Annotated in this window: 29 protein-coding genes; 14 read left to right on the top strand and 15 right to left on the bottom strand. The window is 74.4% G+C overall.

All coding sequences use genetic code 11. The annotated features are described in order from the left end of the window. Positions 1-49 precede the first annotated feature (49 nt). A complete protein-coding gene (locus FHL79_RS21125) occupies positions 50-940 on the bottom strand; it encodes a helix-turn-helix transcriptional regulator (protein ID WP_138760531.1) in 891 nt (296 codons plus the stop codon). Positions 941-1,071: 131 nt separating this feature from the next. Here FHL79_RS21125 and FHL79_RS21120 point away from each other — a divergent pair, with 131 nt between their 5' ends. Genes FHL79_RS21120 through FHL79_RS21110 form a run of 3 tightly spaced genes read left to right on the top strand, consistent with a single transcriptional unit; the run spans position 1,072 to position 3,820 of the window. After that, positions 1,072-1,482 carry a (R)-mandelonitrile lyase gene (locus tag FHL79_RS21120; RefSeq protein WP_138760530.1) on the top strand — a complete coding sequence of 137 codons (411 nt, stop codon included), beginning with the start codon at positions 1,072-1,074 and terminating at the stop codon, positions 1,480-1,482. A 35-nt stretch (positions 1,483-1,517) separates the two neighbouring features. Next, positions 1,518-2,558 (top strand): NAD(P)-dependent alcohol dehydrogenase, encoded by a 1,041-nt coding sequence (locus FHL79_RS21115; RefSeq protein ID WP_138760529.1) that lies wholly within the window; start codon positions 1,518-1,520, stop codon positions 2,556-2,558. Continuing rightward, a complete protein-coding gene (locus FHL79_RS21110; RefSeq protein ID WP_246081075.1) occupies positions 2,555-3,820 on the top strand; it encodes an MFS transporter in 1,266 nt (421 codons plus the stop codon). Before FHL79_RS21115 ends, FHL79_RS21110 begins: the two co-directional genes overlap by 4 nt. A 39-nt stretch (positions 3,821-3,859) precedes the next feature. Here the strand turns inward: FHL79_RS21110 and FHL79_RS26240 are convergent, their stop codons facing one another. Both FHL79_RS26240 and FHL79_RS21100 read right to left on the bottom strand, forming a co-directional pair. After that, a complete protein-coding gene (locus FHL79_RS26240) occupies positions 3,860-3,991 on the bottom strand; it encodes a hypothetical protein (protein WP_281283887.1) in 132 nt (43 codons plus the stop codon). 311 nt (positions 3,992-4,302) lie between these two features. Then, positions 4,303-5,334 carry an NADPH:quinone reductase gene (locus FHL79_RS21100; protein ID WP_218938549.1) on the bottom strand — a complete coding sequence of 344 codons (1,032 nt, stop codon included), beginning with the start codon at positions 5,332-5,334 and terminating at the stop codon, positions 4,303-4,305. A gap of 118 nt (positions 5,335-5,452) precedes the next feature. Between FHL79_RS21100 and FHL79_RS21095 the strand changes: the two genes are divergently transcribed. From FHL79_RS21095 to FHL79_RS21085, 3 genes are read left to right on the top strand one after another with little or no spacing between them, the layout of a single operon-like run. Then, complete coding sequence (locus FHL79_RS21095) at positions 5,453-5,800, top strand: ArsR/SmtB family transcription factor (protein ID WP_138760528.1); 348 nt, start codon at positions 5,453-5,455, stop codon at positions 5,798-5,800. After that, complete coding sequence (locus FHL79_RS21090) at positions 5,797-6,303, top strand: SRPBCC family protein (protein WP_138760527.1); 507 nt, start codon at positions 5,797-5,799, stop codon at positions 6,301-6,303. The genes FHL79_RS21095 and FHL79_RS21090 overlap by 4 nt, the downstream gene beginning before the upstream one ends. After that, entirely contained in the window at positions 6,303-6,923 is a 621-nt protein-coding gene (locus tag FHL79_RS21085; protein ID WP_138760526.1) for a dihydrofolate reductase family protein, read from the top strand. Before FHL79_RS21090 ends, FHL79_RS21085 begins: the two co-directional genes overlap by 1 nt. Positions 6,924-6,934: 11 nt before the next feature. Here the strand turns inward: FHL79_RS21085 and FHL79_RS21080 are convergent, their stop codons facing one another. Then, positions 6,935-7,603: a TetR/AcrR family transcriptional regulator gene (locus FHL79_RS21080; protein WP_138760525.1), complete on the bottom strand. Its 669-nt coding sequence runs from the start codon at positions 7,601-7,603 to the stop codon at positions 6,935-6,937. Between the two features lie 104 nt (positions 7,604-7,707). Between FHL79_RS21080 and FHL79_RS21075 the strand changes: the two genes are divergently transcribed. From FHL79_RS21075 to FHL79_RS21060, 4 genes are all read left to right on the top strand, one after another. Further along, a complete protein-coding gene (locus FHL79_RS21075) occupies positions 7,708-8,274 on the top strand; it encodes a dihydrofolate reductase family protein (protein ID WP_138760524.1) in 567 nt (188 codons plus the stop codon). A 185-nt stretch (positions 8,275-8,459) separates the two neighbouring features. Further along, positions 8,460-9,254: an amino acid ABC transporter substrate-binding protein gene (locus FHL79_RS21070; RefSeq protein WP_246081073.1), complete on the top strand. Its 795-nt coding sequence runs from the start codon at positions 8,460-8,462 to the stop codon at positions 9,252-9,254. After that, positions 9,251-9,919: an amino acid ABC transporter permease gene (locus tag FHL79_RS21065; RefSeq protein WP_138760522.1), complete on the top strand. Its 669-nt coding sequence runs from the start codon at positions 9,251-9,253 to the stop codon at positions 9,917-9,919. Before FHL79_RS21070 ends, FHL79_RS21065 begins: the two co-directional genes overlap by 4 nt. Beyond that, on the top strand, positions 9,916-10,671 hold the full coding sequence (locus FHL79_RS21060; protein WP_138760521.1) for an amino acid ABC transporter ATP-binding protein: 756 nt from the start codon (positions 9,916-9,918) through the stop codon (positions 10,669-10,671). Before FHL79_RS21065 ends, FHL79_RS21060 begins: the two co-directional genes overlap by 4 nt. Before the next feature lie 23 nt (positions 10,672-10,694). Here FHL79_RS21060 and FHL79_RS21055 read toward each other — a convergent pair whose 3' ends face one another. Next, positions 10,695-11,879, bottom strand: coding sequence for an amidohydrolase family protein (locus FHL79_RS21055; RefSeq protein ID WP_138760520.1), 1,185 nt, complete (start codon positions 11,877-11,879; stop codon positions 10,695-10,697). A 107-nt stretch (positions 11,880-11,986) separates the two neighbouring features. Here FHL79_RS21055 and FHL79_RS21050 point away from each other — a divergent pair, with 107 nt between their 5' ends. Next, the gene (locus tag FHL79_RS21050; RefSeq protein ID WP_138760519.1) at positions 11,987-13,312 is read left to right on the top strand and encodes an MFS transporter; all 1,326 of its coding nucleotides are present in this window, start codon (positions 11,987-11,989) and stop codon (positions 13,310-13,312) included. Between the two features lie 102 nt (positions 13,313-13,414). On the opposite strand, the gene FHL79_RS21045 is transcribed toward FHL79_RS21050, so the two are convergent. The 5 genes from FHL79_RS21045 to FHL79_RS21025 form a co-directional block, all read right to left on the bottom strand. Then, positions 13,415-13,573 (bottom strand): hypothetical protein, encoded by a 159-nt coding sequence (locus tag FHL79_RS21045; protein WP_218938548.1) that lies wholly within the window; start codon positions 13,571-13,573, stop codon positions 13,415-13,417. A gap of 69 nt (positions 13,574-13,642) precedes the next feature. Beyond that, positions 13,643-14,587 (bottom strand): NADP-dependent oxidoreductase, encoded by a 945-nt coding sequence (locus FHL79_RS21040; protein WP_138760518.1) that lies wholly within the window; start codon positions 14,585-14,587, stop codon positions 13,643-13,645. Positions 14,588-14,695: 108 nt separating this feature from the next. Then, positions 14,696-15,199, bottom strand: coding sequence for a MarR family winged helix-turn-helix transcriptional regulator (locus tag FHL79_RS21035; protein WP_138760517.1), 504 nt, complete (start codon positions 15,197-15,199; stop codon positions 14,696-14,698). Between the two features lie 90 nt (positions 15,200-15,289). Continuing rightward, positions 15,290-16,318, bottom strand: coding sequence for an aldo/keto reductase (locus tag FHL79_RS21030; protein WP_138760516.1), 1,029 nt, complete (start codon positions 16,316-16,318; stop codon positions 15,290-15,292). A 25-nt stretch (positions 16,319-16,343) separates the two neighbouring features. Beyond that, positions 16,344-17,687, bottom strand: a complete 1,344-nt coding sequence (locus tag FHL79_RS21025) for an amidase family protein (RefSeq protein WP_246081071.1) — start codon at positions 17,685-17,687, stop codon at positions 16,344-16,346. 49 nt (positions 17,688-17,736) lie between these two features. Here FHL79_RS21025 and FHL79_RS21020 point away from each other — a divergent pair, with 49 nt between their 5' ends. Continuing rightward, positions 17,737-18,444: a TSUP family transporter gene (locus FHL79_RS21020; protein ID WP_171058274.1), complete on the top strand. Its 708-nt coding sequence runs from the start codon at positions 17,737-17,739 to the stop codon at positions 18,442-18,444. A gap of 81 nt (positions 18,445-18,525) precedes the next feature. Further along, a complete protein-coding gene (locus FHL79_RS21015) occupies positions 18,526-19,299 on the top strand; it encodes an aspartate/glutamate racemase family protein (RefSeq protein WP_138760513.1) in 774 nt (257 codons plus the stop codon). Here FHL79_RS21015 and FHL79_RS21010 read toward each other — a convergent pair. Both FHL79_RS21010 and FHL79_RS21005 read right to left on the bottom strand, forming a co-directional pair. Continuing rightward, entirely contained in the window at positions 19,281-19,793 is a 513-nt protein-coding gene (locus FHL79_RS21010) for a DinB family protein (RefSeq protein ID WP_138760512.1), read from the bottom strand. The two genes, FHL79_RS21015 and FHL79_RS21010, sit on opposite strands and share 19 nt — an antisense overlap. 91 nt (positions 19,794-19,884) lie before the next feature. Next, positions 19,885-20,949: a DUF2332 domain-containing protein gene (locus tag FHL79_RS21005; protein ID WP_138760511.1), complete on the bottom strand. Its 1,065-nt coding sequence runs from the start codon at positions 20,947-20,949 to the stop codon at positions 19,885-19,887. 179 nt (positions 20,950-21,128) lie between these two features. Here FHL79_RS21005 and FHL79_RS21000 point away from each other — a divergent pair, with 179 nt between their 5' ends. Beyond that, the gene (locus tag FHL79_RS21000) at positions 21,129-21,281 is read left to right on the top strand and encodes a nuclear transport factor 2-like protein (protein WP_138760510.1); all 153 of its coding nucleotides are present in this window, start codon (positions 21,129-21,131) and stop codon (positions 21,279-21,281) included. A 15-nt stretch (positions 21,282-21,296) separates the two neighbouring features. Here the strand turns inward: FHL79_RS21000 and FHL79_RS20995 are convergent, their stop codons facing one another. The 3 genes from FHL79_RS20995 to FHL79_RS26650 form a co-directional block, all read right to left on the bottom strand. Beyond that, positions 21,297-22,442: an RNA polymerase sigma factor gene (locus FHL79_RS20995; protein WP_138760509.1), complete on the bottom strand. Its 1,146-nt coding sequence runs from the start codon at positions 22,440-22,442 to the stop codon at positions 21,297-21,299. A gap of 8 nt (positions 22,443-22,450) precedes the next feature. After that, entirely contained in the window at positions 22,451-22,858 is a 408-nt protein-coding gene (locus FHL79_RS20990; RefSeq protein WP_138760508.1) for a YciI family protein, read from the bottom strand. Between the two features lie 161 nt (positions 22,859-23,019). Then, the coding region (locus tag FHL79_RS26650; RefSeq protein ID WP_439331136.1) for a helix-turn-helix domain-containing protein at positions 23,020-23,368 on the bottom strand (349 nt) is incomplete at its 5' end.

Here is a 23,368-nt window from a genome sequence, read left to right as displayed (position 1 = left end):
CACCCACCCAGCCCGACCGGGGGAGCCGCGGGGCGTTCCGCGCTGGGCGTCAGGGCCGGTCGGTCACCGCAGCCGACGGGGACTCCGTCGCGGCGCGGGTGGCGGCCCAGCTGGCCAGCAGTTTGAGAGCGTCCTCGGACGGCGTCCCGGGCTCGGCGGTGTAGATGGTCAGCCGCAGGCCCGACGCGTCGCCGTTGGGCAGGGCGAGGGTGGTGTAGGTGAGGCCGAGCGCTCCGACGACGGGGTGGTGGAACTGCTTCACGCCGTTGTGGTGGATGCGCACGTCGTGCGCCGCCCACCGGGTGCGGAACGGCTCGCTGACCGTCGACAGCTCGCCCACCAGCTCTCGCAGGGAGGCGTCGTTCGGGCGGCGGCCTGCCTCGGCGCGGAGCAGCGCGACCGTCACGTTGGCCGCCCCGTTCCAGTCCGGGTAGTAGTCCAGCGCCCGCGGGTCGAGGAACTGGAACCGGGCGAAGTTGGCCCGTCCCGAGGGGTTGTCGAAGAGCGGCGCGTGCAGCGCCTCCCCGAGGGCGTTGCTCGCCACGATGTCCAGCCGGCCGTTGGCGACGAACGCGGCCGAGCCCGTCACCGAGTCCAGCATCCACTGCACCGACGGCTGGATCTGCGCCCTGCCGCGGCGCTGCGGAGCCCGGCTCGGTCGCGCGGCGCGGGCCAGGTCGAACAGGTACGTCCGCTCCGCCTCGTCCAGTCGGAGTGCCCGGGCGACCGCCTCCAGCACGTCCTCGGAGACGCCGGAGATGTGGCCCTTCTCCAGCCGGGTGTACCAGTCGGTGCTCACCCCGGCGAGGACGGCGACCTCCTCGCGGCGCAGCCCCGGGACCCGCCGCCGGCCACCACCGGGCAGCAGCCCGGCCTGCCCCGGGGTGATCCGGGCCCGGCGACTGGTGAGGAAGTCCCGGATGTCCGCGCGGTTGTCCACGCCTCCGACGCTACGTCGCCCTCGCCCCGGTGGGGGGTCGAGCTGGTACCTCCCACAGGTCCGCCCTGCCACCCGCGCAGAGGTCGGCGTTCCGTGGACGTCAGCACCCGCCACACCGGAGGAGGACGACCGTGCAGATCACCCGCAGTTCCGTCGACACCGTCAAGGGGCCGGCCGACTGGTTCACCGGCGACGTCTACATCGACGCCGTCGCCGCCGCACCCGCGCCGTCCCGGCTCAGCGCCAACCTGGTGCACTTCATGCCCGGTGCGCGCACCCACTGGCACCACCACCCGCTGAGCCAGACCGTCTTCGTCACCGAGGGCATCGGCCTGTGCCAGCGCCGCGGCGGCCCGGTCGAGGTCATCCGGCCCGGGGACCGGGTGCTGTTCGAGGCCGACGAGGAGCACTGGCACGGCGCTGCGCCGAACCGGCTGATGGTCCACCTGGCCGTCAACGAGGCCGACGCCGACCACGCCGTCGTGCACTGGCTGACCCCCGTCACCGACGCGGAGTACACCGCCGCGCCGGCGACCGACTGACCCCCTACACACCACCGAGCACGAGGAGCACTCCCATGCGCGTCCACGCCTACGCAGCCCCCGCCGCCGGCAAGCCCCTGGCCGCCACCACCATCGAGCGCCGGGACGTCGGCCCGAACGACGTCCTGATCGCCATCACGCACGCCGGCATCTGCCACTCCGACATCCACACCGTGAACGGCGACTGGGGCCCGCAGCCCTTCCCCGTCGTCCCCGGCCACGAGATCGTCGGCACCGTCACCGAGGTCGGGCCGGACGTCACCACCCACCGGGTGGGCGACCGCGTCGGCGTCGGTTGCATGGTCAACTCCTGCGGCGAGTGCACCAACTGCCGCAACGGCGACGAGCAGTACTGCCTCAACGGCATGGTCGGCACCTACGCCGCCACCGACCGGGACGGCAGCACCACCCAGGGCGGCTACTCCACCCACGTGGTGGTCGACGCCGGCTACGTGCTCCGCGTCCCCGAGGGCATCGACTCCGCCGCCGCCGCGCCGCTGCTCTGCGCCGGCATCACCACCTTCTCCCCGCTGCGCCGCTGGGGCGCCGGGCCGGGCAAGCGGGTCGCCGTCGTCGGCCTGGGCGGCCTGGGCCACATGGCCGTCAAGCTCGCGCACGCCATGGGGGCCGAGGTGACCGTGCTGTCGCAGTCGCTGAAGAAGCAGGAGGACGGCCTGCGCCTCGGCGCGGACCACTACGCCGCCACGAGCGACTCGGACACCTTTCCCGCGCTGGCCGGCAGCTTCGACCTGATCGTCAACACCGTCAGCGCGTCGATTGACGTCGACGCGTACCTGTCGCTGCTCGCCGTGGACGGCGCGCTGGTCAACGTCGGCGCCCCGGCCGAGCCGTTGAGCCTCAACGTCATGTCGCTGATCGGCGGACGCCGCACCTACGCCGGCTCGATGATCGGTGGCATCGCGCGAACCCAGGAGATGCTCGACTTCTGCGCCGAGCACTCCATCGGCGCCGAGGTGGAGGTCATCGCCGCCGACCAGGTCAACGAGGCCTACGAGCGGGTGCTGGCCTCCGACGTCCGCTACCGGTTCGTCATCGACACCGCGACCCTGGCGTGACCTCGGGCCGCCCCGCCCGGGTCGACCTGCCGGTCGAGGCGGACCCGACCGGGTCGGGGTCGGCCCGGCTCCCGTTCGTCGTGTACGTGCTCGCCGTCGGCACCTTCCTGATGCTCACGACCGAGTTCGTGGTGGCCGGCCTGCTGCCGGAGATCGCCGGCGACCTGCAGGTGAGCGTGGCGCAGGCCGGGCTGCTCATCACCGTCTTCGCGGCAGGGATGATCGTCGGCGCACCGGCGATGGCGCTGCTCACCCGGCGGACGCCGCGGCGGGTGACGCTGGTGTCCGCCCTGGTGGTGTTCGCGGTCGGCCACGTCGTCGTCGCGGTCGCGAGCAGCTTCCCGCTGCTGCTGGTCGCGCGGTTCGCCACCGCCTGGGCGACCGGCGCGTTCTGGGCGGTCGCGTCGGTGGTCGCCACCCGTGCGGCCGGCCCGGCGGCCAGTGCCCGCGCGCTGGGGCTCGTCGGCGCCGGGGGGATGCTCGCCAACGTCGTCGGCGTGCCCATCGGCGCGTTCGCCGGGCAGCTGTCGGGCTGGCGCGGGCCGTTCTGGGCGCTGGCCGCCCTGGCGCTGGTGGCCGTTCCGCTGATCGCCCGGCACGTCCCGCGGGACGAGGACGGCGCCCCGGTGGTGTCCGTGCGTTCGGAACTGGGTGCTCTGGTGAGCGGCCGGCTGTGGCTGGTCCTCGCGGCCTGCGCGACCACGACCGGCGGCGTGCTGTCGGCGTACTCCTACATCTCCCCGTTGCTGACCGACCGGGCCGGCATCGCGCCGGCCTGGGTGCCGCTGGTGCTCGTCGGCTTTGGCGTCGGCTCCCTGGTCGGCACGGTCGCCGGCGGCCGCCTCGGCGACGTCCACCCGCACGCGACCACGGTCGCGGTCGCCGTCTCGACCACGGGCGTGCTGCTGGCTCTCTCCCTGCTGGCCGCCCATCCGCTGCCCACGGTGCTCCTGGTCGTGCTGCTGGGCCTGCTCGGGCTGAGCGCGAACCCGGTGCTCTCCGCGCTGGCGGTCGGCTTCGCCGGCGTCGCGCCCACGTTGGGCGTGGCCCTGTCGGTCTCGGCGTACAACCTGGGCACCGCAGTGGGCTCCGGGTTCGCCGGGCGGGCGCTCGACTCTGGCCTGGGAGCGACCGGGCCGGCGGTGGTGGGCACGGTCATCGCCGCGCTGACCGTGCTGCCGACCGTCGCCCTCGCCCGGGTCGGCCGCCGCCGCGGAGCCGCCGCGCCGACGACGACCTCGCCGGTGCCGGTGGGCAGCTGAGGAGCCGCCCCGCACCCGCCCCGGGAACCAGGGCGGGCGTCAGCCGGTGACGTACCGGACGTCGACGTGCACCATCGCGGCGCCACCGTCAGCGAGGCCGGTCAGGTCGGCGCCGGCCGCGATGCCGGCGTCCGAGCGCGTCCAGGCCGACGGGCTCGGGCTGCTCGTCACCACCATCGTCCCCGGTGAGCGCGCCGAGACCGAGTGACCCCCGGCAGACCCGGAACACCCCGACGGTAGGACCGTCCATGCCCGGCCACGACGCCTATGCCCGCCTCCCCGAGGTGCTGACCTCCACGCTCACCAGCACCAGCACCGCCCTGGACGTCGAGGACATCGGCGTCCCGGCCGACGCGCCCCGGCGTTCATCGCCTTCACCATGGCCGGCCACGTGCTGGGCCGCGCCCGGCTCGTCCGCACCGCCGAGACCCCGGGGGAGCACACGTCCCTCCGAGTGGTGGGTGCGGCGGTGAGCGCTGTGGTCACGGCTGCGGTTGCAGGACCAGCCGAACGCCTCGGGCCCGTCCTCCCTCCAGCCGGCGGTGGGCCTCGGCGGTCGCGGACAGGGGGAGCACGTCGACTCCCCGCGGGGCGAGGGAACCGTCGGCGAGGCACTGGTTGACGCGGAGTGCCGCGGCGGCGAGCTCCGACGTGCTCGCGTTGCTGATGGCGAACCCGAGCAGTCGGCCGTCGCGGCCGTACAGCCGGCCCATCGGCAGCTCCGGACGCGCGCTGAAGCCCGCCATGGCGATGATGCGACCCCGGGGGGCGAGCAGGTCGACGGCCGTGGCGAGGTCGGCGTGGCCGGAGGTGTCCAGGTGGACGTCCACGCCGCTGGGGGCCGCCTCGGCGATGTGCCGGACGAGAAGGGGGTCGCGGTAGTCGAGGGCGACGGTGGCGCCCGCTGAGCGGCAGTGCTCGAGATCGGCCTCGTCGGCGCTGGCGACCACCCGGGCACCGGCCCGCGCGGCGAGCATGACGGCCGCGCCGCCGACGTGCCCGGCACCGCCGGCGACGTAGACCGTCTCCCCGGCGCGCAGCCCGGCATGGGTGGCCAGGGCGAGGTGGGCGGTGGCTCCTGGGTGCAGCACCGCGACCGCGTCGACCGGGTCGACGCCGGCAGGCAGCCGGTAGAGCCGATCAGCCGGGACGACGGCGTACTCCGCCGCGGCGCCTTGTCGGCCACCGTGGCCGAGGCTGTTGCACCAGACCATCTCGCCGAGTTCGAACGGGACCGTCGGGGAGCCGACGGCGACCACCGCGCCGACGAGGTCCCGGCCGACGACGAAGGGGAAGGTCAGCGGTGTGCGGTACCGGCCCGAGCGCACCAGGATGTCGACCGGGTCCACCGCGATCGCCGTCACCCGCACCAGGACGTCGGTCGGCCCGGGCGCCGGCACCGGGAGCTCGCCGTACCGGATGGAGTCGGCGGACCCGAGCTCCTCGATCCAGGCCGCCCGCATCCGTGCGGGGACCCCGGTCGGCGAGCCGGCCACGCCCGGTCGTGTGCCCATCTGCGCAGTCTGGCCCGCCGGTCCAGCCCGGCTCCACGCCACGACGCTGCGCTCCGCTCGCCCCCGGCCGGCCTGCATCCTGCTTGACGCATGCCGATATGGGTATATGTTAGCTGTCATGGCACGAGCAGCGACGACCTCAGACGTCTTCAACGCGATCGCCGAGCCGCAGCGCCGGGAGATCCTGGTGTTGCTGCGGGCGGGGGAGCGGCCGGTGACCGAGGTGGCCCGGGAGCTGGGGCTGCCGCAGCCGGGGGCGTCCAAGCACCTGCGGGTGCTCCGCGAGGTCGGGCTGGTGCGGGACCGCAGGGCAGGCAGGCAGCGCCTGTACGGCCTCGACGCCCGTGGGCTGCGACCGGTCCACGAGTGGACCGGCGGGTTCGAGCAGTTCTGGAACGAGAGCTTCGACCGGTTGGACGCGTACGTGCAGGAACTGGAGCAGTCACGGCAGGAGGAGCAGCGATGAGTGCGACGGGACGAGGAGCAGCGGCGCAGTCCGCGAGGACCGACCGCGAGATCGTGATCTCGCGGGTCATCGACGCCGCACCGGAGCTGGTGTTCGAGGCGTTCACCGAGGTGCGGCACCTGTCGCAGTGGTGGGGGCCGGAGGGGTTCAGCACCACCACGCGGTCCTTCGAGTTCCGCGTGGGCGGGGAGTGGGACTTCGTGATGCACGGGCCGGACGGGACGGACTACCAGGAGTGGATCTCCTGGACCGAGATCGTCCCGCCGGAGCGGATCGCGATGCTGCACGGTGAGTCCCGCGGCGACCCGAACGCCTTCGAGTCGGTCCTCACGTTCGCGCCCGACGGCGCGGCGACCCGGATCGAGATGCGCACGGTGTTCCCCACCAAGGAGCTGTGCGACGAGGCGGTCGAGAAGTACCACGCGATCGAGGCCGGTCAGCAGACCCTGGGCAACCTGGCGGCCTACGTCACCGGGACCGTCCGGAAGGGAGCCGAGGACTGATGGCCGGGAAGGTGTTCTTCAGCGTGTCGATGTCGCTGGACGGGTTCATCGCCCCCGAGGCCCTCGGTGACCTGATGGGGCAGCAGTGGAGAGAACTGCAGGCGTGGGTCTTCCCGCAGCGGTTCTTCCGGGAGCGCCTGCAGCTCGGCCAGGGCGGCGAGGAGGGTCGCGACAACGACGTCGTGCGGGAGACGTTCGAGCGCACCGGCGCGAACGTGATGGGCAAGCGCATGTTCGACGCCGGCGAGCAGACGTGGCCGGCGGACGCGCCGTTCCGCACGCCGGTGTTCGTCGTGACGCACCAGGAGCGGGACCCCTGGGAGCGGCCGGGCGGGACCACGTTCCATTTCGTGAACGACGGCATCGAGTCCGCGCTCGACCAGGCTCGGAAGGCCGCCGGCGACCTCGACGTCCGCATCGCCGGCGGGGGCGCGACCATCCTGCAGTACCTGGACGCCGGCCTGGTCGACGAGTTCACGATCGCGCTCTCACCCGTGCTGTTCGGCTCCGGCATCCGCCTGTTCGAGAGCGTGGACGCCGGCCGCGTGGCGCTGGAGCAGGTCCGCGCGGAGTCGACGCGGCGGGTGACCCACCTGACCTACGCCGTCCGGGCGCGGTGACGGCTCCCACCTCACGGGCGGCCGCGGGACCCGACGCCTCCCGAGCGCGGGGTCGCCGACGTGTGGGCCAGGCGCGCGACCATCGTCCGCACGGCCTCCTCGATCGCCCGGTGCGTCTCCTCCTCGTCGATCGACCAGCCGGCGTGCACCAGCCGCGGCCAGAAGACAGCGGAAGCGATCATGCCGAGGAACTGTGCGGCGGAGGTCTCTGGGGAGTCCACCGTCACGAGTCCTGCGTCCCGCTCGGCTCGCAGGTAGCGACCGAGGGCGGCGAGAGCCGGGAGGGTCCCGAAGTCGAAGGTCCGCTCGCGCAGCTCGGCGAAGCGGGGCGCCTCGGCGATCACGAGCCGGATCAGCTCGGCCGTCCCGGGACGGGTCAGCACCGTGGCGTACTCCCGGCCCAACGCCATGAGGCCGGCGTGCAGGTCGCCGGGAGGGGGAGCGGCGACGACGCCGTCCGGAGCCCGGCCCACGGCCAGGACGGTTGCCTCGAACAGCGAGGCCTTCGTCGGGAACTGCTTGAACAGGGTCGCCTTGGAGACACCCGCGTTCTCGGCAACACGTGCGAGCGACGTCCTGTCGTAACCGCCGTCGAGGAACAGTGCCTCGGCGGCGGCGAGGATGGCCGCGCGGTTCTGGTCGGCCACTCGCTGGTGGTACTCGGGCAGCTCGCGCGGCATGCGGTCAGTCTGGCACAGAGGCGAGACGCTTGACTCACCTCCTGTCGGTCCCTACCGTCCATGAGGTGAGTCGGCTGACTCACACCTCAGCGGAGGAGGGCATCATGCGCGACACGACCCCCCGGACAGCCGCCGGAAAGGTGCTGTGGCACTTCTCGATGTCGCTGGACGGATTCGTCGCCGGGCCCGGTCACCGGATGGACTGGATGCCCGCGGCGACCAACCGGCCGGGTCTGGTCGAGGAGTACCTCCAGACGACCGGGGCGGTCCTCGGGGGACGCGACGGCTGGGACGCGTTCCCGGACGCGCGCGCCGTGTACGGCGGTGCGTGGAGCGGGCCCGTCTTCGTGCTCACCCACCACCCCGAGGACGCCGAGCCCGCCGACGGCGTGACCTTCCTCAGCTGCGACGTCGCCGACGCGGTGCAGATCGCCCGGAGCGCCGCGGGAGGCAAGAACGTCGAGGTCCTGTCCCCGACCATCGGCCGGCAGCTCCTGGCACGCGGCCTGCTCGACGAGATGGACCTGCACGTCCTGCCCGTCCTGCTCGGCGATGGAGTGCGGCTGTACGACGCCCCGGGCGGGTCCCCGGTGCCGCTGGAGCTCGACAACGGCGACCCGGTCGAGGAGATCAACCTCCGCTGTCGACCGGTCGGCCAGCTCAGCGGCTGAGATGCGACCCGCGGCTCAGGGCGGCTCAGGCGCTCGTAGGTGATCGCGTTGCGCCGGTCCGGTCGTTCGTGTTGTGGGACCGGCGACCCGGCGGAATGCTCGTGCGTGGGACTGGTTGCCCCTGACAGCAGACATCGACCTGCCGGACGGCGAACACCCCTGACCTGATGAACCCGGAGCCCACCGTGCGCACGCGCCTGCCCCTGACCGTTGCCCTCGCCACCGCGACCGCCCTGCTGCTGACGTCCTGCGGCGGGGACTCCGACGACGCGGGAGGCGGCAGCGCGAGCGGCTCGGGCGACGTGCTCCGCGTCGCGACCGAGGGCACCTACGCGCCCTTCTCCTTCCACGACCCGAGCAGCAACGAGCTGACCGGCTACGACGTCGAGGTGGCCGAGGCCGTCGGCACGGAGCTCGGCATGGAGGTCGAGTTCAGCGAGACGCAGTTCGACTCGATCTTCGCCGGCCTCGAGTCCGACCGGTACGACGTCATCGCCAACCAGGTCACGATCAACCCCGAGCGCGAGGCGGAGTACCTGTTCTCCGCGCCCTACACCGTCTCCACCGGCGTCGTCGTGACCCGCGCGGACGACAACAGCGTCACCTCGCTCGCCGACGTCAAGGGCAAGCGCAGCGCGCAGTCGACCACCAGCAGCTTCGCCGAGGTCGCCACCGAGGCCGGCGCGCAGGTCGAGGCCGTCGAGGGCTTCACCCAGGCCATCACGCTGCTCAAGCAGGAGCGCGTCGACGTCACCATCAACGACAGCCTGGCCTTCCTGGAGTACCAGAAGACCACCGGCGACCAGGACGTGAAGATCGCCGCCGAGATCGACCAGCCGAGCGAGCAGGCCCTGGTCTTCCGCAAGGACAGCACCGACCTGCAGACCCGGGTCGACGGGGCCCTGGAGGCGCTGCGCGCCGACGGCACGCTGGCCGGCATCTCCGAGAAGTACTTCGGCGAGGACGTCAGCGGCGAGTGAACGCGATCGACTGGGACCTGGTCCGCAGCAGCCTGGGGCCCCTGCTCGACGGGCTGCTGCGCGGGACGCTGCCGCTGACGGCGGTGAGCTTCGTGCTCGGGCTGGTGATCGCGCTGGTGATCGCGCTGATGCGGCTGTCGGGGCAGCGGCTGGTGTCGGGGCTGGCCCGGGCCTACGTCTCGATCATCCGCGGCACGCCGCTGCTGCTCCAGCTGTTCATCGTCTTCTTCGGGCTGCCCTCGCTCGGGATCACCCTCGACCCGTGGCCGAGCGCGATCATCGCCTTGTCGCTCAACGTCGGGGGCTACGCCTCCGAGGCGGTGCGGGGGGCGATCCTGGCGGTGCCGCGCGGGCAGTTCGAGGCGGCGATGACCGTCGGGATGGGGCGGACCACGACGCTGCGCCGGGTGGTGCTGCCCCAGGCCGCGCGGATCGCCGTGCCGCCGCTGAGCAACACGCTCATCTCACTGGTCAAGGACACCTCGCTCGTCTCGACCATCCTGGTCACCGAGCTGCTCCGCAAGGCCCAGGAGATCGCGTCGCCGAGCTTCGCGTTCTTCACGCTCTACGGCGTCGCCGCCGTCTACTACTGGGTGGTGTGCCTCGTGCTGTCCTTCGGTCAGACCCGGCTGGAGACCCGGCTGTCGCGGCACGTGGCCGTATGAGCACCCCGCTGCTCGAGGCCCGCGGGCTCGTCAAGTCCTTCGGCGCCAACCGCGTGCTGCGCGGCGTCGACGTGGCGGTGCCCTCCGGGTCGGTCACCTGCCTCATCGGGCCGTCCGGCTCGGGCAAGACGACGGTGCTGCGCAGTCTCAACGGGCTGGAGACGCCGGAGGACGGGACGGTGCGGATCGGCGACGTCGAGCTCGACTGGGCGACCCGGCCCGACGCCCGCGCGGTGTCCCGGCTGCGCGGCCAGAGCGGCATGGTCTTCCAGTCCCACAACCTGTTCCCGCACCTCACCGTGCTGGACAACGTGACCTCCGGGCCGGTGTTCGCGCAGGGCCGGCCGCGCGCCGAGGCGCGGGAGGAGGCGCGGGCACTGCTGGCCCGCGTGGGCCTGGCCGACAAGGCGGACGCCTACCCGGTCCAGCTGTCAGGTGGGCAGCAGCAGCGCGTCGGCATCGCCCGCGCGCTGGCCACCCGGCCGCAGGTGGTGCTCTTCGACGAGCCGACCAGTGCCCTCGACCCCGAGCTGGTCGGCGAGGTGCTGCGGGTGATGCAGTCGCTGGCCGCCGAGGGCTGGACGATGGTCGTGGTGACCCACGAGATGCGGTTCGCCCGGCAGGTGGCCGATCAGGTGCTCTTCCTCGACGGCGGCGTGGTGGTGGAGCAGGGCCCGCCGTCGGAGGTGCTCGTCGAGCCGCGTGAGCCCCGCACCCGGCAGTTCCTGCAACGCCTCCTCGAGCCCCTGTAGGCCCGGGCCGGCCTGCAGCCGGGTCAGGCCACCCGCCACACCCGCCAGAGCGCCGCGGGATCGGACAGCGGGTCTCCGTGCACCAGCGCGAAGTCGGCCGGGCCGCCGACCCGGATGACGCCCGCCTCCGCTTCGCCGAGCAGTTCCCCGCCGTTCCGGGTGGCGGCCGCGAGCGCCTGCCACGGCTCGAGCGCGGCCTCGACCAGGCACTCCACCTCCCAGGCGAGCTGGTTGGCGCGGGTGGAACCGCCACCGAAGTCGGTGCCGGCGGCGATGAGGACCCCGGCTCGGGCGGCCAGCCGCACGCTGTCGTGCGCCCGCTCGCGCCGCTCGGCGATCCGCTGCTCGCTCTCCTGGCCCGCGAACCGGGGAAGGGTCGTCGTCCGGGAGAAGGTCCGCCACGACTCGAGCACGCTCAGCGTCGACACCAGCGCCACCCCGTGGGCGGCCATGAGCGCCGCGACGTCGGCGTCCAGGGTGAACCCGTGCTCGAGCGATGCCACCCCCGCCTCGGCCCCCGCCCGGGCGCCGGGGAGGGAACTGGAGTGGGCAGCCACCCGGGCGCCCCGCTCGCCTGCGGCCGCCACGATGCGACGCACCTCGCCGGCCGTGAACGGTGAGGTCTCCGCGTCCGGGCCGTCGAGGTAGATCTTGACCAGGTCCGCGCCGTCGTCGAGCTGTGCCAGAGCAGCAGCGAGCAGCCCGTCACCGTCCGCGACCTCCACCCCCAGACCGGTCGGGAGTGCTCCCTGCCGAGAGATCCACGTGCCTGCCGCCCGGACGTAGGGGTACTCGCGCCGGCCCGCCCATCGCTCGCGCACCCCGAGCGCCAGGCCGCGGACCCGTCCGTCCACCGGATCTGTGCCGACCGGGGAGCCCACGTCCCGTGCCCAGCGGACGCCGGCCGACCGCAGCAGCCGGGCGTTGTCCTCGGCCACCTCGAGCAACCGCTCGGGGGCATCGAACCCGCGGTCGACCCAGTGCGCCCCGCCCGGCATGGTCAGGTGGCTGTGACTGTCGACCAGGCCCGGGACGATGGTGGCGCCCGAGCAGTCGATCACCTCGGCGTCAGGCCCCGGGTCCGGCTCGTCGTCGGCCGGTCCGATCGAGAGGACCCGGTCGTCCTCGACCAGCACATGGACGTCCTTCACGAGCTCCGGGCCCGTTCCGTCGGCCAGCGCCGCGCCCCGGTACACCGTCCTGGTCATGGGGGGAGCGTCGCACCTGCGGTCCACGAGCGCTGGTCACGGCACGGCCGGAGCGGTCCGGGCGACGACGGTCGGGGTGGCCGGGGACGGCGTGCCAGTCTGAGCGGGTGAACGGGCCCGGGGAGCAGCGGGCGTCGGCGCTGCTGCTCGCCGCCGTCCTCCTGGTCGGCGTCAACCTGCGCGGGGCGATCGCCGCGGTCTCGCCGGTACTGCCCCAGATGCGCGCCGACCTGGGCCTCTCGCCGTCTCTCGTGAGCCTGGTGACCACCCTGCCGGTGCTCTGCTTCGCCGCAGCGGCACCGGCCGCGGCCTGGTTCGGACGGCGGACCGGTGCTCACCCGTCGATCCTGTCGGCGTTGCTGCTGCTCGCCGTCGCGACCGTGACGCGCGTGCTCGGGGGCTCGACCGTGCTGCTGGCCGGGACCGTCGCGATCGGCCTGGCGATGACGGTGGGCAACGTGCTGCTGCCGCCGGTCGTGAAGGCCCGGTTCGGTGCTGACGCCGGCCGGGTGACCGGCCTCTACACCGCCGCCCTGGCCGCCGGCGCGGCGCTGACCGCGGCGCTGACCGCCCCGATCGCCGGACTCTGGGGATGGCGGGTGGCGCTGGCCTGCTGGGCGGTGCTGGCGCTCGCCGCGGCCGTGCTGTGGCAGGTCGCCGCCGGCCGTGCCGGTCCGGCGAGACCCGGGCGGGCTGCTCCCTCGTCGCCGGTCGGAGGACGCGGATCGGCGACCGGACCCTCGGTGTGGCGGCATCCGGTGGCGTGGGCCGTGGGGCTGCTGCTCGCCCTCCAGACGATGCTGTACTACGCGGTGACCACCTGGCTGCCGACCGTGCTCGTCGACCGGCTGGACGCGAGCCTCTCGACGGGGGCCGCTGCGGCGTCGCTCTTCCAGCTGGTCGGCATCGTCGGGGCGCTGCTCGTGCCGGCGCTGATCGGGCGCCGGCGCGGGCAGGTGGGCCTCGGGCTGGTCGTGGGCGCCGGCTGGGTCGTGCTCTTCGTCGGCCTGCTCGGCTGGCCCGCCGGTTGGGTGCTGTGGGTGACCGTCGGCGGTCTCGCGCAGGGGGCCGGCGTCGCCCTGTCCTTCACCGTGATCGTGTTGCGCGCCCACGACGAGGGCGCCGCCCGCCGCATCTCCGGGATGGCGCAGCTGGTCGGCTACGGGATCGGCGCGACGGGCCCGTTGCTCGCCGGTGGCCTCTACGGTGCGACCGGAGGCTGGGTGGTCCCGCTGGCGGCGCTGGCCGGGATCGGTGTCTGCTGGGCCGTGGTCGCGGCCGTGGCCGGGCGGCCGGTCACCATCGGCGGACCTCCGGTCGCCGGCGACGACGGCCCGGCACCGGTCGGCCCGGCACCGGACGGCCCGGCACCGGACGGCCCGGCACCGGACGGCGCCGGCCTGCGAGGAGCGCGCGCACGACGCACCCGGTGAGACGGCGTCGAGCCCGGGGACCGCGCCGAAGGCGTCGGTGCCGTGGCGGACGCCGGTGGCGGCGATCGCCAGGCCGGCGAGGGACCTCGACGAGGATGCGCCTCAATCGGTTCCCGACCCGGTGAGCATGCGGTGGGCGAGGTCGAGCCGGGCCTGGGCCTGGCTGGGGCGCAGGCGACCGCCGGCCTGGAGGGTGGCCAGGCCGTGCAGTGTCGACCAGGCCACCTTCTGCCCGTGCCGCCCGGGTCCGCGCCCGGCCATGGCGCTGTGGGCCGGACCGGGTGACGGGGAACGGCCGGGGCCGCCGCGCCGACCGTCAGGACGGGGACGTCAGCTGCCGGTCGGGACGACGACGACCTTGCCGGGCAGCCCTCCGGTCGCGGCCTGGGCGTGGACCGTCGCCAGCTCGGCCAGCGGCACCCGCTCCGCGACGTCGACGCGCAGCTCGCCGCGGTCGACCAGCGCCACCAGCTTCGCCAGCTGGTCGGCGTCGCTGCGGACGAAGAGGTCGATGCCGCGCACGCCGCGCGACTCGTCGGAGGGGGCGGGCATCCACACCGTCGTGTTGACGACGACACCGCCGGGGCGGACCAGGTCGACCAGCGCGGCCAGCTGTGCCGGGTCGACCGGCGCCAGGTTGAGCACGACGTCGACCGGCTCGGTGACCGCCGCGAGCACGTCGGTGGTGGTGTGGTCGATGACCTCGTCGGCGCCGTCGGCCGTGACGCGGTCGCTGCTGCGCGGGCTGGCCGTGGCGATGACGTGCGCGCCGGCGCCCTTGGCCAGCTGGACGGCGTAGCCGCCGACCGCCCCGCCGGCGCCGTTGACCAGCACCCGCTGCCCGGCGGACAGCCGGCCGTGGTCGAACAACGCCTGCCACGCGGTCAGGCCGACGCTCGGCAGCGCGGCCGCGTCAGGCAGCGGGATGCTCGAGGGCGCCGGCGTCAGGACGTCGGCCGGCGCGATGACGTGCTCCGCGGCCGCCCCGTCGACCACCATGGGCAGGAAACCGACGACCGCGTCGCCGACCGCCAGGCCGTCCACGCCCTCCCCGAGCCCGTCGACCGTGCCGGAGACGTCGATGCCGGGGGTGTGCGGCAGGACCACCGGGATGGGGCCCTGCATGGTGCCGGCGCGGATGGTGCCGTCGACGCCGTTGAACGACGTCGCGGCGACGCGGATGCGCACCTCGCCGGTGCTGGGGACGGGCAGCTCGACGTCCTCGTAGCGGAGGACGTCGGGGGCGCCGAACTCGTGGAAACGGACTGCCTTCATCGGAGGGCTCGCTCTCGTCTGGTCTCGACCTGCTTCGAACTCGAAGCAACATGGAGGACCGTAGAGGTCATTCGAATTCGAAGCAAGTGGTGTCGACGCGCCAGGTGCTCACGCGTCGCCGGTGCGGCGGCGCGGTGCTGCCGAGCGCGGCGGCGCTGAGCGCATGTGGGCCCGGACCGGTGCCAGCAGGTCGGCGAGGGCCGCGATGTCCTCGCGGGACAGCGGCGCGAAGAAGAGGTCCTGGAGGAGCGCGATGTGGCCGGGGAACACCGCCGTGAGCACCGCGCGTCCGGCGTCGGTGATGGTGACCGTGATGCCCCGCTCGTCGTCCGGGGAGGGGGTGCGGACGACCAGGCCCGCCTTCTCGAGCAGACCTGCCTGGTAGGTCAGCCCGCTGCGGCTGTACACGACACCGTCGGCCAGGTCGGTCATCCGCGAGCTCCCGGTCGGCGAGTCACCGAGCCGGGCCAGCAGTTGGAACTGCACGTAGCTGAGGCCGCCGGCCTCGCGCAGCTGCTGCTCGACCGCGTGCCGCAGCAGGCTGGTGACCTCGATGAGGTCGAAGTAGGCGCCGAGCTGGACGGGGTCGAGCGACGGTGCGGGGTCGGCCATGGCGGGACCCTAGTTCTTCCGGGTCCACCGGCTCCGTCACCGCAACCCGGTCACGCCCTCAGACCAGGGACGTCGGCAGCCGGGCGGAGGTCAGAGGGTGCCGCCGGAGGGAGCAGCCCAGCGCTCGACGGCGGCCACCTCCTCGGCGGTCAGGTCGGGGCCGGTGACCGCCTGCAGGTTGGCCTCCAGCTGGGCCACCGAGCTGGCGCCGATGATGGCGGTGGTGACCCGCGGGTCGCGGAGCACCCAGCGCAGCGCCAGCTGGGCCAGGGTCTGGCCGCGCGCGCCGGCGACCTCGTCGAGTGCCTTGGCCCGGCTGACCAGGTCCTCGGTGACGTCGTCGGTGGACAGGTAGGCGCTGCGGGTGGCCCGCGAGCCCTCGGGGACCCCGTGCAGGTAGCGGTCGGTGAGCCTCCCCTGGGCCAGCGGGGAGAACACGGCGACCCCCGCCCCCGCCGCGGCAGCCGCGTCGAGGACGCCGGCCTCCACGTGCCGGTCGAAGATCGAGTAGCGGGGCTGGTGCAGCGTCAGCGGGGTGCCCAGGTCGGCCAGCAGCTCGGCGGCGCGGGCGGTGTCGGCGGGGGAGTAGTTGGAGATGCCGACGTAGAGCGCCTTCCCGGCCCGGACGACGGCGTCCAGCGCGCCCATCGTCTCCTCCAGCGGGGTGTCCGGGTCCCGGCGGTGGGAGTAGAAGACGTCGACGTGGTCGAGGCCGGTCCGGCGCAGGGACTGGTCCAGGCTGGACACCAGGTACTTGCGCGAGCCGCCGTCGCCGTAGGGGCCGGGCCACATGTCGTAGCCGGCCTTGGTGGAGATGAGCAGCTCGTCGCGGTACGGGCGCAGGTCGCTGGCCAGCACCGCCCCGAAGGTCGTCTCGGCGGCGCCGTAGGGCGGGCCGTAGTTGTTGGCCAGGTCGATGTGGGTGACCCCGAGGTCGAAGGCCCGCCGCAGGATCGCCCGCGGGGTGGCGATCGGCCGGTCGGCCCCGAAGTTCTGCCACAGCCCCAGGGAGATCGGCGGCAGCAGCAGGCCGCTGCGTCCGGCCCGCCGGTAGTCCGTCGATGCGTAACGGTCGGCGGCGGGGGTCCAGCCGGAGTCGGTCCGGTCGTCGGTGATCACGCGGTGATGATCGCAGCCCCGCAGCTCAGCGAACCAGGGCGGCCTCGACCCGGCGTGCGCTCGCCAGCAGGGCGGCGTCCTCGCCCGGCAGGCTCTCCAGCGAGATGCCGATCGGCAGCCCGGTGTGCGTCGTCCCCGCCGGCAGGGAGATGGCCGGCATGCCCGCGGTCGAACCGGGACCGGTGTTCCGGATGGTGGTGAGGAAGACCGGCACCTGCTGCCCGTTGAGCTCGGTCGTGTCGTCGTCGCCCAGCGGCGGAGCGGGCAGCGGCACCGTCGGGTACACCAGGGCATCAAGCCGCTCGGCGCCGGCGGGCCGGAGCGCGGCGGCGTAGGCCGCGCGCAGGCGGTCCCGCGTCGCCATCGCCTGGGCGTGGACCTCCTCGGTGACGACCCCGCTCGCGGCTGCCTCCAGGGCGCCACGGACGTCCGGCGACGCCACCTGGGCCAGCACGTCGGCCAGGGTCAGCGCGCTCTCCGGCCCGGGCAGCGTCGCGCAGTAGGCCGGCAGGTCCTGGGCCACCTCGAAGAAGACGATGCGGAAGCCGCACTCCGTGTCGAGCGCGTGGGCGTCCACGACCTGGACCTCGACCAGTTCGACACCGCTGGCGGCCAGCCGTTCCAGCGCCCGCTCGGTGCAGGCAGCGACCTCGGGGTGGAGGTCGTCGAAGAACCCCTGGCGGGGGACCCCCAGCCGCAGCGGTCGGCCCGACGGCGCCGGGGCGGACTCGCCGGTCACGATCTCGTCGACGAGCGCCACGTCGGCCACCGAGGTCGCGAGCACCCCGGCCGTGTCCCGCGTGCGCGAGATGGGCACGGTGCGGCCGGTGCCCCAGCGGCCGGTCGTGGGCCGCCACCCCACGACGCCGCAGTGCGCCGCCGGCACCCGGAGCGATCCGCCGGTGTCGGTGCCGAGCGCGAGGGGGACGACGCCGGTCGCGACGGCGACGGCGGACCCGCCCGAGGAGCCCCCGGCCGAGCGGGTGGCGTCGTGCGGGTTGCGCACCGGGCCGAAGGCGGCGTTGTTGCTGGTGATGCCGAGCGCCAGTTCGTGCAGGTTGGTCTTGCCGATCACCGCCGCCCCGGCCGCGCGCAACCGCGCCACCGCGTGCTGGTCCCGACCCGGTCGGGAGTCGCGGAGGGCCGGCGTCCCGCCGGTGGTGGGCAGGTCGGAGGTGTCCAGGTTGTCCTTGACCGCGAGCGGCACGCCGGCGAGCGGGCCGGCTCCCGGCTCCACGCGGTCGGCGACCGCGATGAAGGTGCCGAGGTCGGCGACGTCGCGGGCCCGCTGCAGGCTGGCCGCGACCACCGCCTCGGCCGAGGACGAGGAGATCAGCTCGCGTACCTGGTCGACTCCGGAGGGCTGCACGGACGGCATCGTGGCACGTGGGCCGCGGCGAGCGGGGTACGGCCGGCCTGTGGTCGTCCTCCTCGCTCTGGTCGTGGTCACCGTCTGTGCCGCGGTCCACGGCGCGGTCGGCTTCGGGCTGAACCTGCTGGCGGTGCCGCTGCTCCTCATCGTCGACCCGGTCCTGGTGCCGGGGCCGGCGCTGGTCGCAGGCCTCGCCATCGCCGTGCTCGTGGCCTGCCGCGAGCTCACAGCCGTGGACCGGCTCACCTCCTGGGCGGTGTGCGGCCTGGTGCCCGGCACCGCTGCGGGTCTGGGACTCCTCGCGGTCGTGCCCGAGCGGGTGCTCAGCCTCGTCCTGGGACTCCTGGTGCTCACCGCGGTGGCGCTGTCAGCGGCGCGGTGGGAGCCGACCCCCGGTCGCGCGGCTCTGCTCGTGGCAGGCACCGCCACGGGTTTCCTCTCCACCGCCGCGGCCATCGGCGGACCACCGATGGCACTGCTCTACGGCCGGTCGGGAGGTGCGCGGTTGCGCAGCACCCTGTCCGTCGTCTTCATCGCCGCTTCCCTGGTCGCCCTCGGTGCCCTGACCGCCGTGGGTCGCTTCGACTCCGGCGACCTGAGGACCTCGCTCGTCCTCCTCCCCGGGGTCGTCGCCGGCTTCCTGCTGTCGGGGCCGCTGCGACGCAGGGTGGACCACGGGCACACCCGGCCGGCCGTGCTCGCCCTCTCGGCGGTGGCGGCCATCGGCGCCGTCCTCCAGGGGCTCCTCGGCTGAGTCGGACGTCGGCTCGAGCAGGCGCTCGCGCTCGCCGGTGGGTTGCCGCCACCATGACGGTCCGACCTGTGAAGGAGTGCGATGACCACCTCCGTGCCTCTGCCACCTCCCGCCGGTGGACCACCCGACGGCGGGGCCACCCGACCCCTGGTGATCGGCATGCTCGGCGGGATGAGCTGGGAGTCGACCGCCGAGTACTACCGGCTGGCGAACGAGCTGGTCCGGGAGCGGCTCGGCGGGCTGCACTCGGCCCGGGTCGTGCTCGCGTCGCTCGACTTCGCCGAGATCGAGAGGCTGCAGGTCGCCGGGGAGTGGGGGCACGCCGGCCGCCTGCTCGCCGAGGAGGCGGTGCGGTTGGAGGCCGCCGGCGCGGACCTGCTGCTGCTGTGCACCAACACCATGCACAAGGTCGCCGACCAGGTGCAGGCCGCGATCGGGATCCCGTTGATGCACCTCGCCGACACCACCGCTGCGGCCGTGCGGGCGGCCGGGCTGACGACGGTCGGGCTGCTGGCCACGGCGTTCACGATGGAGCAGGACTTCTACCGCGACCGGCTCAGCCGCCAGGGCCTGCGCGTCCTCGTGCCCGACGCCGCCGACCGCGCCGAGGTGCACCGCGTGATCTACGACGAGCTGTGTCTCGGCGTGGTCCGCGAGGAGTCCCGGCGGACCTACCGGCAGGTCATCGCCCGGCTCGTGGCTGCGGGAGCGGAGGGCGTCGTCCTCGGCTGCACCGAGATCGAGTTGCTCGTCGGCGCCGCGGACAGCTCGGTCCCGGTCTTCCCGACCACCCGGCTGCACGTGGAGGCCGCCGTCGACGCGTCACTCGCCGGGGGTCAGCCCATCGTCTTCTGACCGTCGATCGACTCGCGCAGGATGTCCGCGTGGCCGGCGTGCTGGGCGGTCTCCGCGATGATGTGCAGGAACACCCGGCGGGCCGACCAGCGGGCGCCCGGTTCGAACCACGGTGCCTCCGGCAGGGCGTGGTCGGCGTCCAGGTCGGGCAGGGTGGCGACCAGGTCGTCCGTGCGCTGCGCGACCGACTCGTACTCGGCCAGCACGTCGGCCAGCGTCTCCCCGGGTGCGAGGTGCCAGTGCCGGCTGACGGCATCGGGACCCCAGTTGCGGTTCATCGCCTCGGCGCCGCCCTCGGCGAACCGTGCCCACCCCGCCTCCGTGCCGGCGACGTGCTTGACGAGCCCGCCGAGGTCGAGCGCGCTGGCGGTCGGCCGCTGCTGCGCCTGCTCGTCGGACAGGTCCCGGACGGTGAACCGGAGGAAGGCCCGGTGCCGCCGCAGCGACTCGAGCAGGTCGGCGCGCTCGCGGGTGAGGGTGGTCAGGGCGGTCATCGGGTCGCCTTCCGTCGTCCTCCGGCAGGTCGGTGCCGACGCTAGGGGCACTGACTGCCAGATGGGGACGATCGCTGCGTCGGCGGGTGGTTCACGAGTCGGCCAGCCACGACAGCAGGCGGCCCCGCGACCAGCAGCGGCCGAGGGCCTCGGCGCGCACGGTGGACCGGTCGAGGACCGCCAGGCCGATGATGCTGTGGCCCGACGCGCGGCGGTCGCCCAGCGTCGGGACCTCCGGTGCGACCCCGACCCCCTCCGCGGACACCCACGCGACCGGCCGGCCGTCGGCGGCCTCCCGGACGCGGTGCAGCAGGTGCCGGCGCCCCTCGGGCGAGCGGCGCGACAGCGCCCAGGTCGTCGTGACGACGGGCAGGGCATCGGCGGGCACCCGGGTGACGGCGTCGGCCAGCAGCTCGGCGGCGTCGCCGCGCAGCAGCTGCGGCGGGTCCGCCGCTGCCAGGGCCAGCTCCGCGTCGAGCCGCGCGGCCCGCTCCCGCTGGTCCGGCGGCAGGCAGGCGCGCAGCCACCGGACGTCCTCGGGGACGGTCACGTCCACCGGATCGCGGTCGATGCCGACCCGGACGACGACCGCGGGCACCGCCCGGGCCGGGACGGGGCGGTCCCCCACGAGCGAGGCCGACAGCTGGACCGGGGACGACGGGTCGCCCAGCACCCGTCCGTCGCCGTAGCTGATGCCCACCCGGTGCAGGTGGAGGTCGAGCCCGGCGCCGCAGTCCACGTCGATCAGCCCGACCGCCTCCGCGCCCAGGCGGCGCGCCGCCTCGGCGACGGCCGGGTACAGCACCGCGCCGTGTCCCGTCTCGTCGGGCCGCGTCCGCCGGCGGACGGCGAGGGCCACGACCGCGTCGGTCTCCCGCAGCAGCGTGGCGATCGCCGCGGCGGCGGCAGCGTCGCCGTCCGCGGCGGCGTAGGCGGCGGCGAGCGCGGGCGCGCGCCCGGCGAGGGCGAGGTCGTGCAGCGCGGCGAGGACCATCGTCGGGTGCCGCCTGCGCGCCGGCACCGCCTCCACGGCCCGCAGCGCCTCGCCGGACTCGCTCAGCGCGACGGCGATCCGCTCGTAGAGCGGCGACGTCCCGGCAGCGTCGACCTCACCGAACCGGCGGTACACCTGAGCCAGGGTGTGGGTCCTGCTCATCTCCACCTCTGCTCCCTCCGCCCCGCCCGACGGGATGGCGCCAGGGTCTCCACTGTGCGCGCCCGGCCACCCGCGGCGCGGCAGGGTGGGCCCTCGGACCCTGGCCGATCCGGGCGGCCGCGAGGACCGTCGACGGCCTCAGCGGCTCTGCGTACGGCACCGAGGAGGAGCGATGGGGAGTGGCGCCGACGGGTCGGCACGTCCGGATGCCGTACTGCACGGCCTACGACGTGTCCGAGGACGCGATCACCGCCTTGCGGTCGTACTTCCCGCTGGCGGCGACCAGCGCTCAGCTCACCGCAGCCGGCCGGTCCACCAGCGCACCCGCGTGAGAGGGCATCGAGCGGTCAGCCGGTCCGGCGGGCGTTGAGGCGGGCGGCCCGGCGCGTCAGGTGGTCCCGCTCGGCGAGGTCCGCCGCCTTGCGGGCCGCCTCGACGTACAGCCGGGCCGCGGTCGCCAGGTCGCCGTCGCGCTCGTGCAGGTACGCCGCGACGGCGGCGTGCCGGGGCAGGGCGTCGTCCAGCTCGGCGAGCGCGGCGAGGCCGGCGCGCGGTCCGTCGGCCTCGCCCACCGCCACCGCGCGGTTCAGCCGGACGACCGGGCTGCCGGTCAGCCGCACCAGTTCGTCGTACCACTCGACGATCTGCACCCAGTCGGTCTCCGCGGCGGTGCGCGCGTCGGCGTGCAGGGCGGCGATGGCGGCCTGGGCCTGGTACTCGCCGAGCCGGTCGCGGGCCAGCGCTGCCTGCAGGACCGCGACGCCCTCGGTGACGGCCGCGGTGTCCCACCGGCTGCGGTCCTGCTCGGCCAGCGGCACCAGGCTGCCGTCCCGCGCGGTCCGGGCCGGCCGCCGGGCGGCGGTGAGCAGCATCAGGGCGAGCAGCCCGGCCACCTCGGGGTGGTCGATCGTGGTGGCGAGCTGCCGGGTGAGCCGGATCGCCTCCGCGACCAGGTCGACCTCGCCGGAGTACCCCTCGTTGAAGACGAGGTACAGGACCCGCAGCACGGTGGCCACGTCGCCCGGGGCGTCGAACCGGACACCGGAGACCGTGCGCTTGGCCCGGCTGATCCGCTGCGCCATCGTCGCCTCGGGCACCAGGTACGCCTGGGCGATCTGCCGGGTGGTCAGCCCGCCGACCGCGCGCAGCGTGAGCGCCACCGCGGACGACGGGGTCAGCGAGGGGTGCGCGCACAGGAAGTAGAGCTGGAGGGTGTCGTCCACGGCGGACACCGGCCCGGGCACCGGCTCCTCGACGACGACGTCCTCGCGCCGACGGCGGGCCGTGTCGGCCCGGGTCGCGTCCAGGAACCGGCGCCAGGCCACGGTGACCAGCCAGCCCCTGGGGTCCCGCGGCGGGTCGGCCGGCCAGACCCGGAGCGCCTCGACCAGCGCGTCCTGCACGGCGTCCTCGGCCGCCGCGAAGTCAGCTCCGCGGCGGCCGAGGACGGTCAGCACGCCGGGCGTGAGGCTCCGGAGGAGGACCTCGTCCACCCGACCGCTCACTCGGTGCTGGTGGAGTGCTCGGTCAGGAACGGGCGCAGCTCGAGCCACTCGTGGATCGGCTTCCCGCCGGCCCCCGGTGCGGCCGAGAGCTCCCCGGCCAGCTCGAGAGCCCGCGCGTAGGAGTCGACGTCGATCGCCATCCAGCCGGCGATGAGGTCCTTGGTCTCGGCGAACGGACCGTCGGTGACCGGCGGCCGGCCCTCGCCGTCGAAGCGGACCCAGGTCCCCTCGGCGGAGAGCGCCTGGGCATCGACGAACTCGCCGGTCTGCTCGAGCTTCGCCGCGAAGTCGTTCATGTACTGGACGTGGGCGGAGATCTCCTCCGGCGTCCACTGGTCCATCCGCACGTCGTTCACCGCGGCCGGTGCGCCGCGGTAGTGCTTGAGCAGCAGGTACTTGGCCATCGTGTCCTCCTCGGGGTGGGCGACCCATCGTGGTCGCTCATCCCGGGGACGGAGCGGGCCGCCGGTTCTCGACATCGCGGTGCCGCAGACGCCAGAGGGCCCGCCGACCCCGTGGTCGGCGGGCCCTCTGGCTCAGCTGGTGGTGCGGGTCGAGCCCGTCGTCACGCCACGTCGGTGCGGGCGTCGGCCAGGTACTCGCGCACCGCGGTCTCGGGCACCCGGAAGGAGCGGCCGACGCGGACGGCGGCCATCTCGCCGCCGTGCACGAGGCGGTACACGGTCATCTTCGACACCCGCATGATCCCGGCGACCTCGGCCACGGTCAGGAAGGAGACGGCCGGGCGCGGGGCGGGCCGCTGCACCACCGGGCCGGCAGCCATCGGGCGCTGGCTCATCGGGCGCTGGCCCATCGGGCGCTGGCCCATCGGGCCTGCGCCGGGCACGGCGGGCCGGGTGTAGGGACGCTGGCCGTAGGTGGCCTGGCGGGGGAGAACCGGAGCGGGGGAGCGC

Source organism: Modestobacter altitudinis (assembly GCF_005930475.1).
Lineage (GTDB): Bacteria > Actinomycetota > Actinomycetes > Mycobacteriales > Geodermatophilaceae > Modestobacter > Modestobacter altitudinis.
This window is presented reverse-complemented; position numbering and strand designations above follow the sequence as displayed.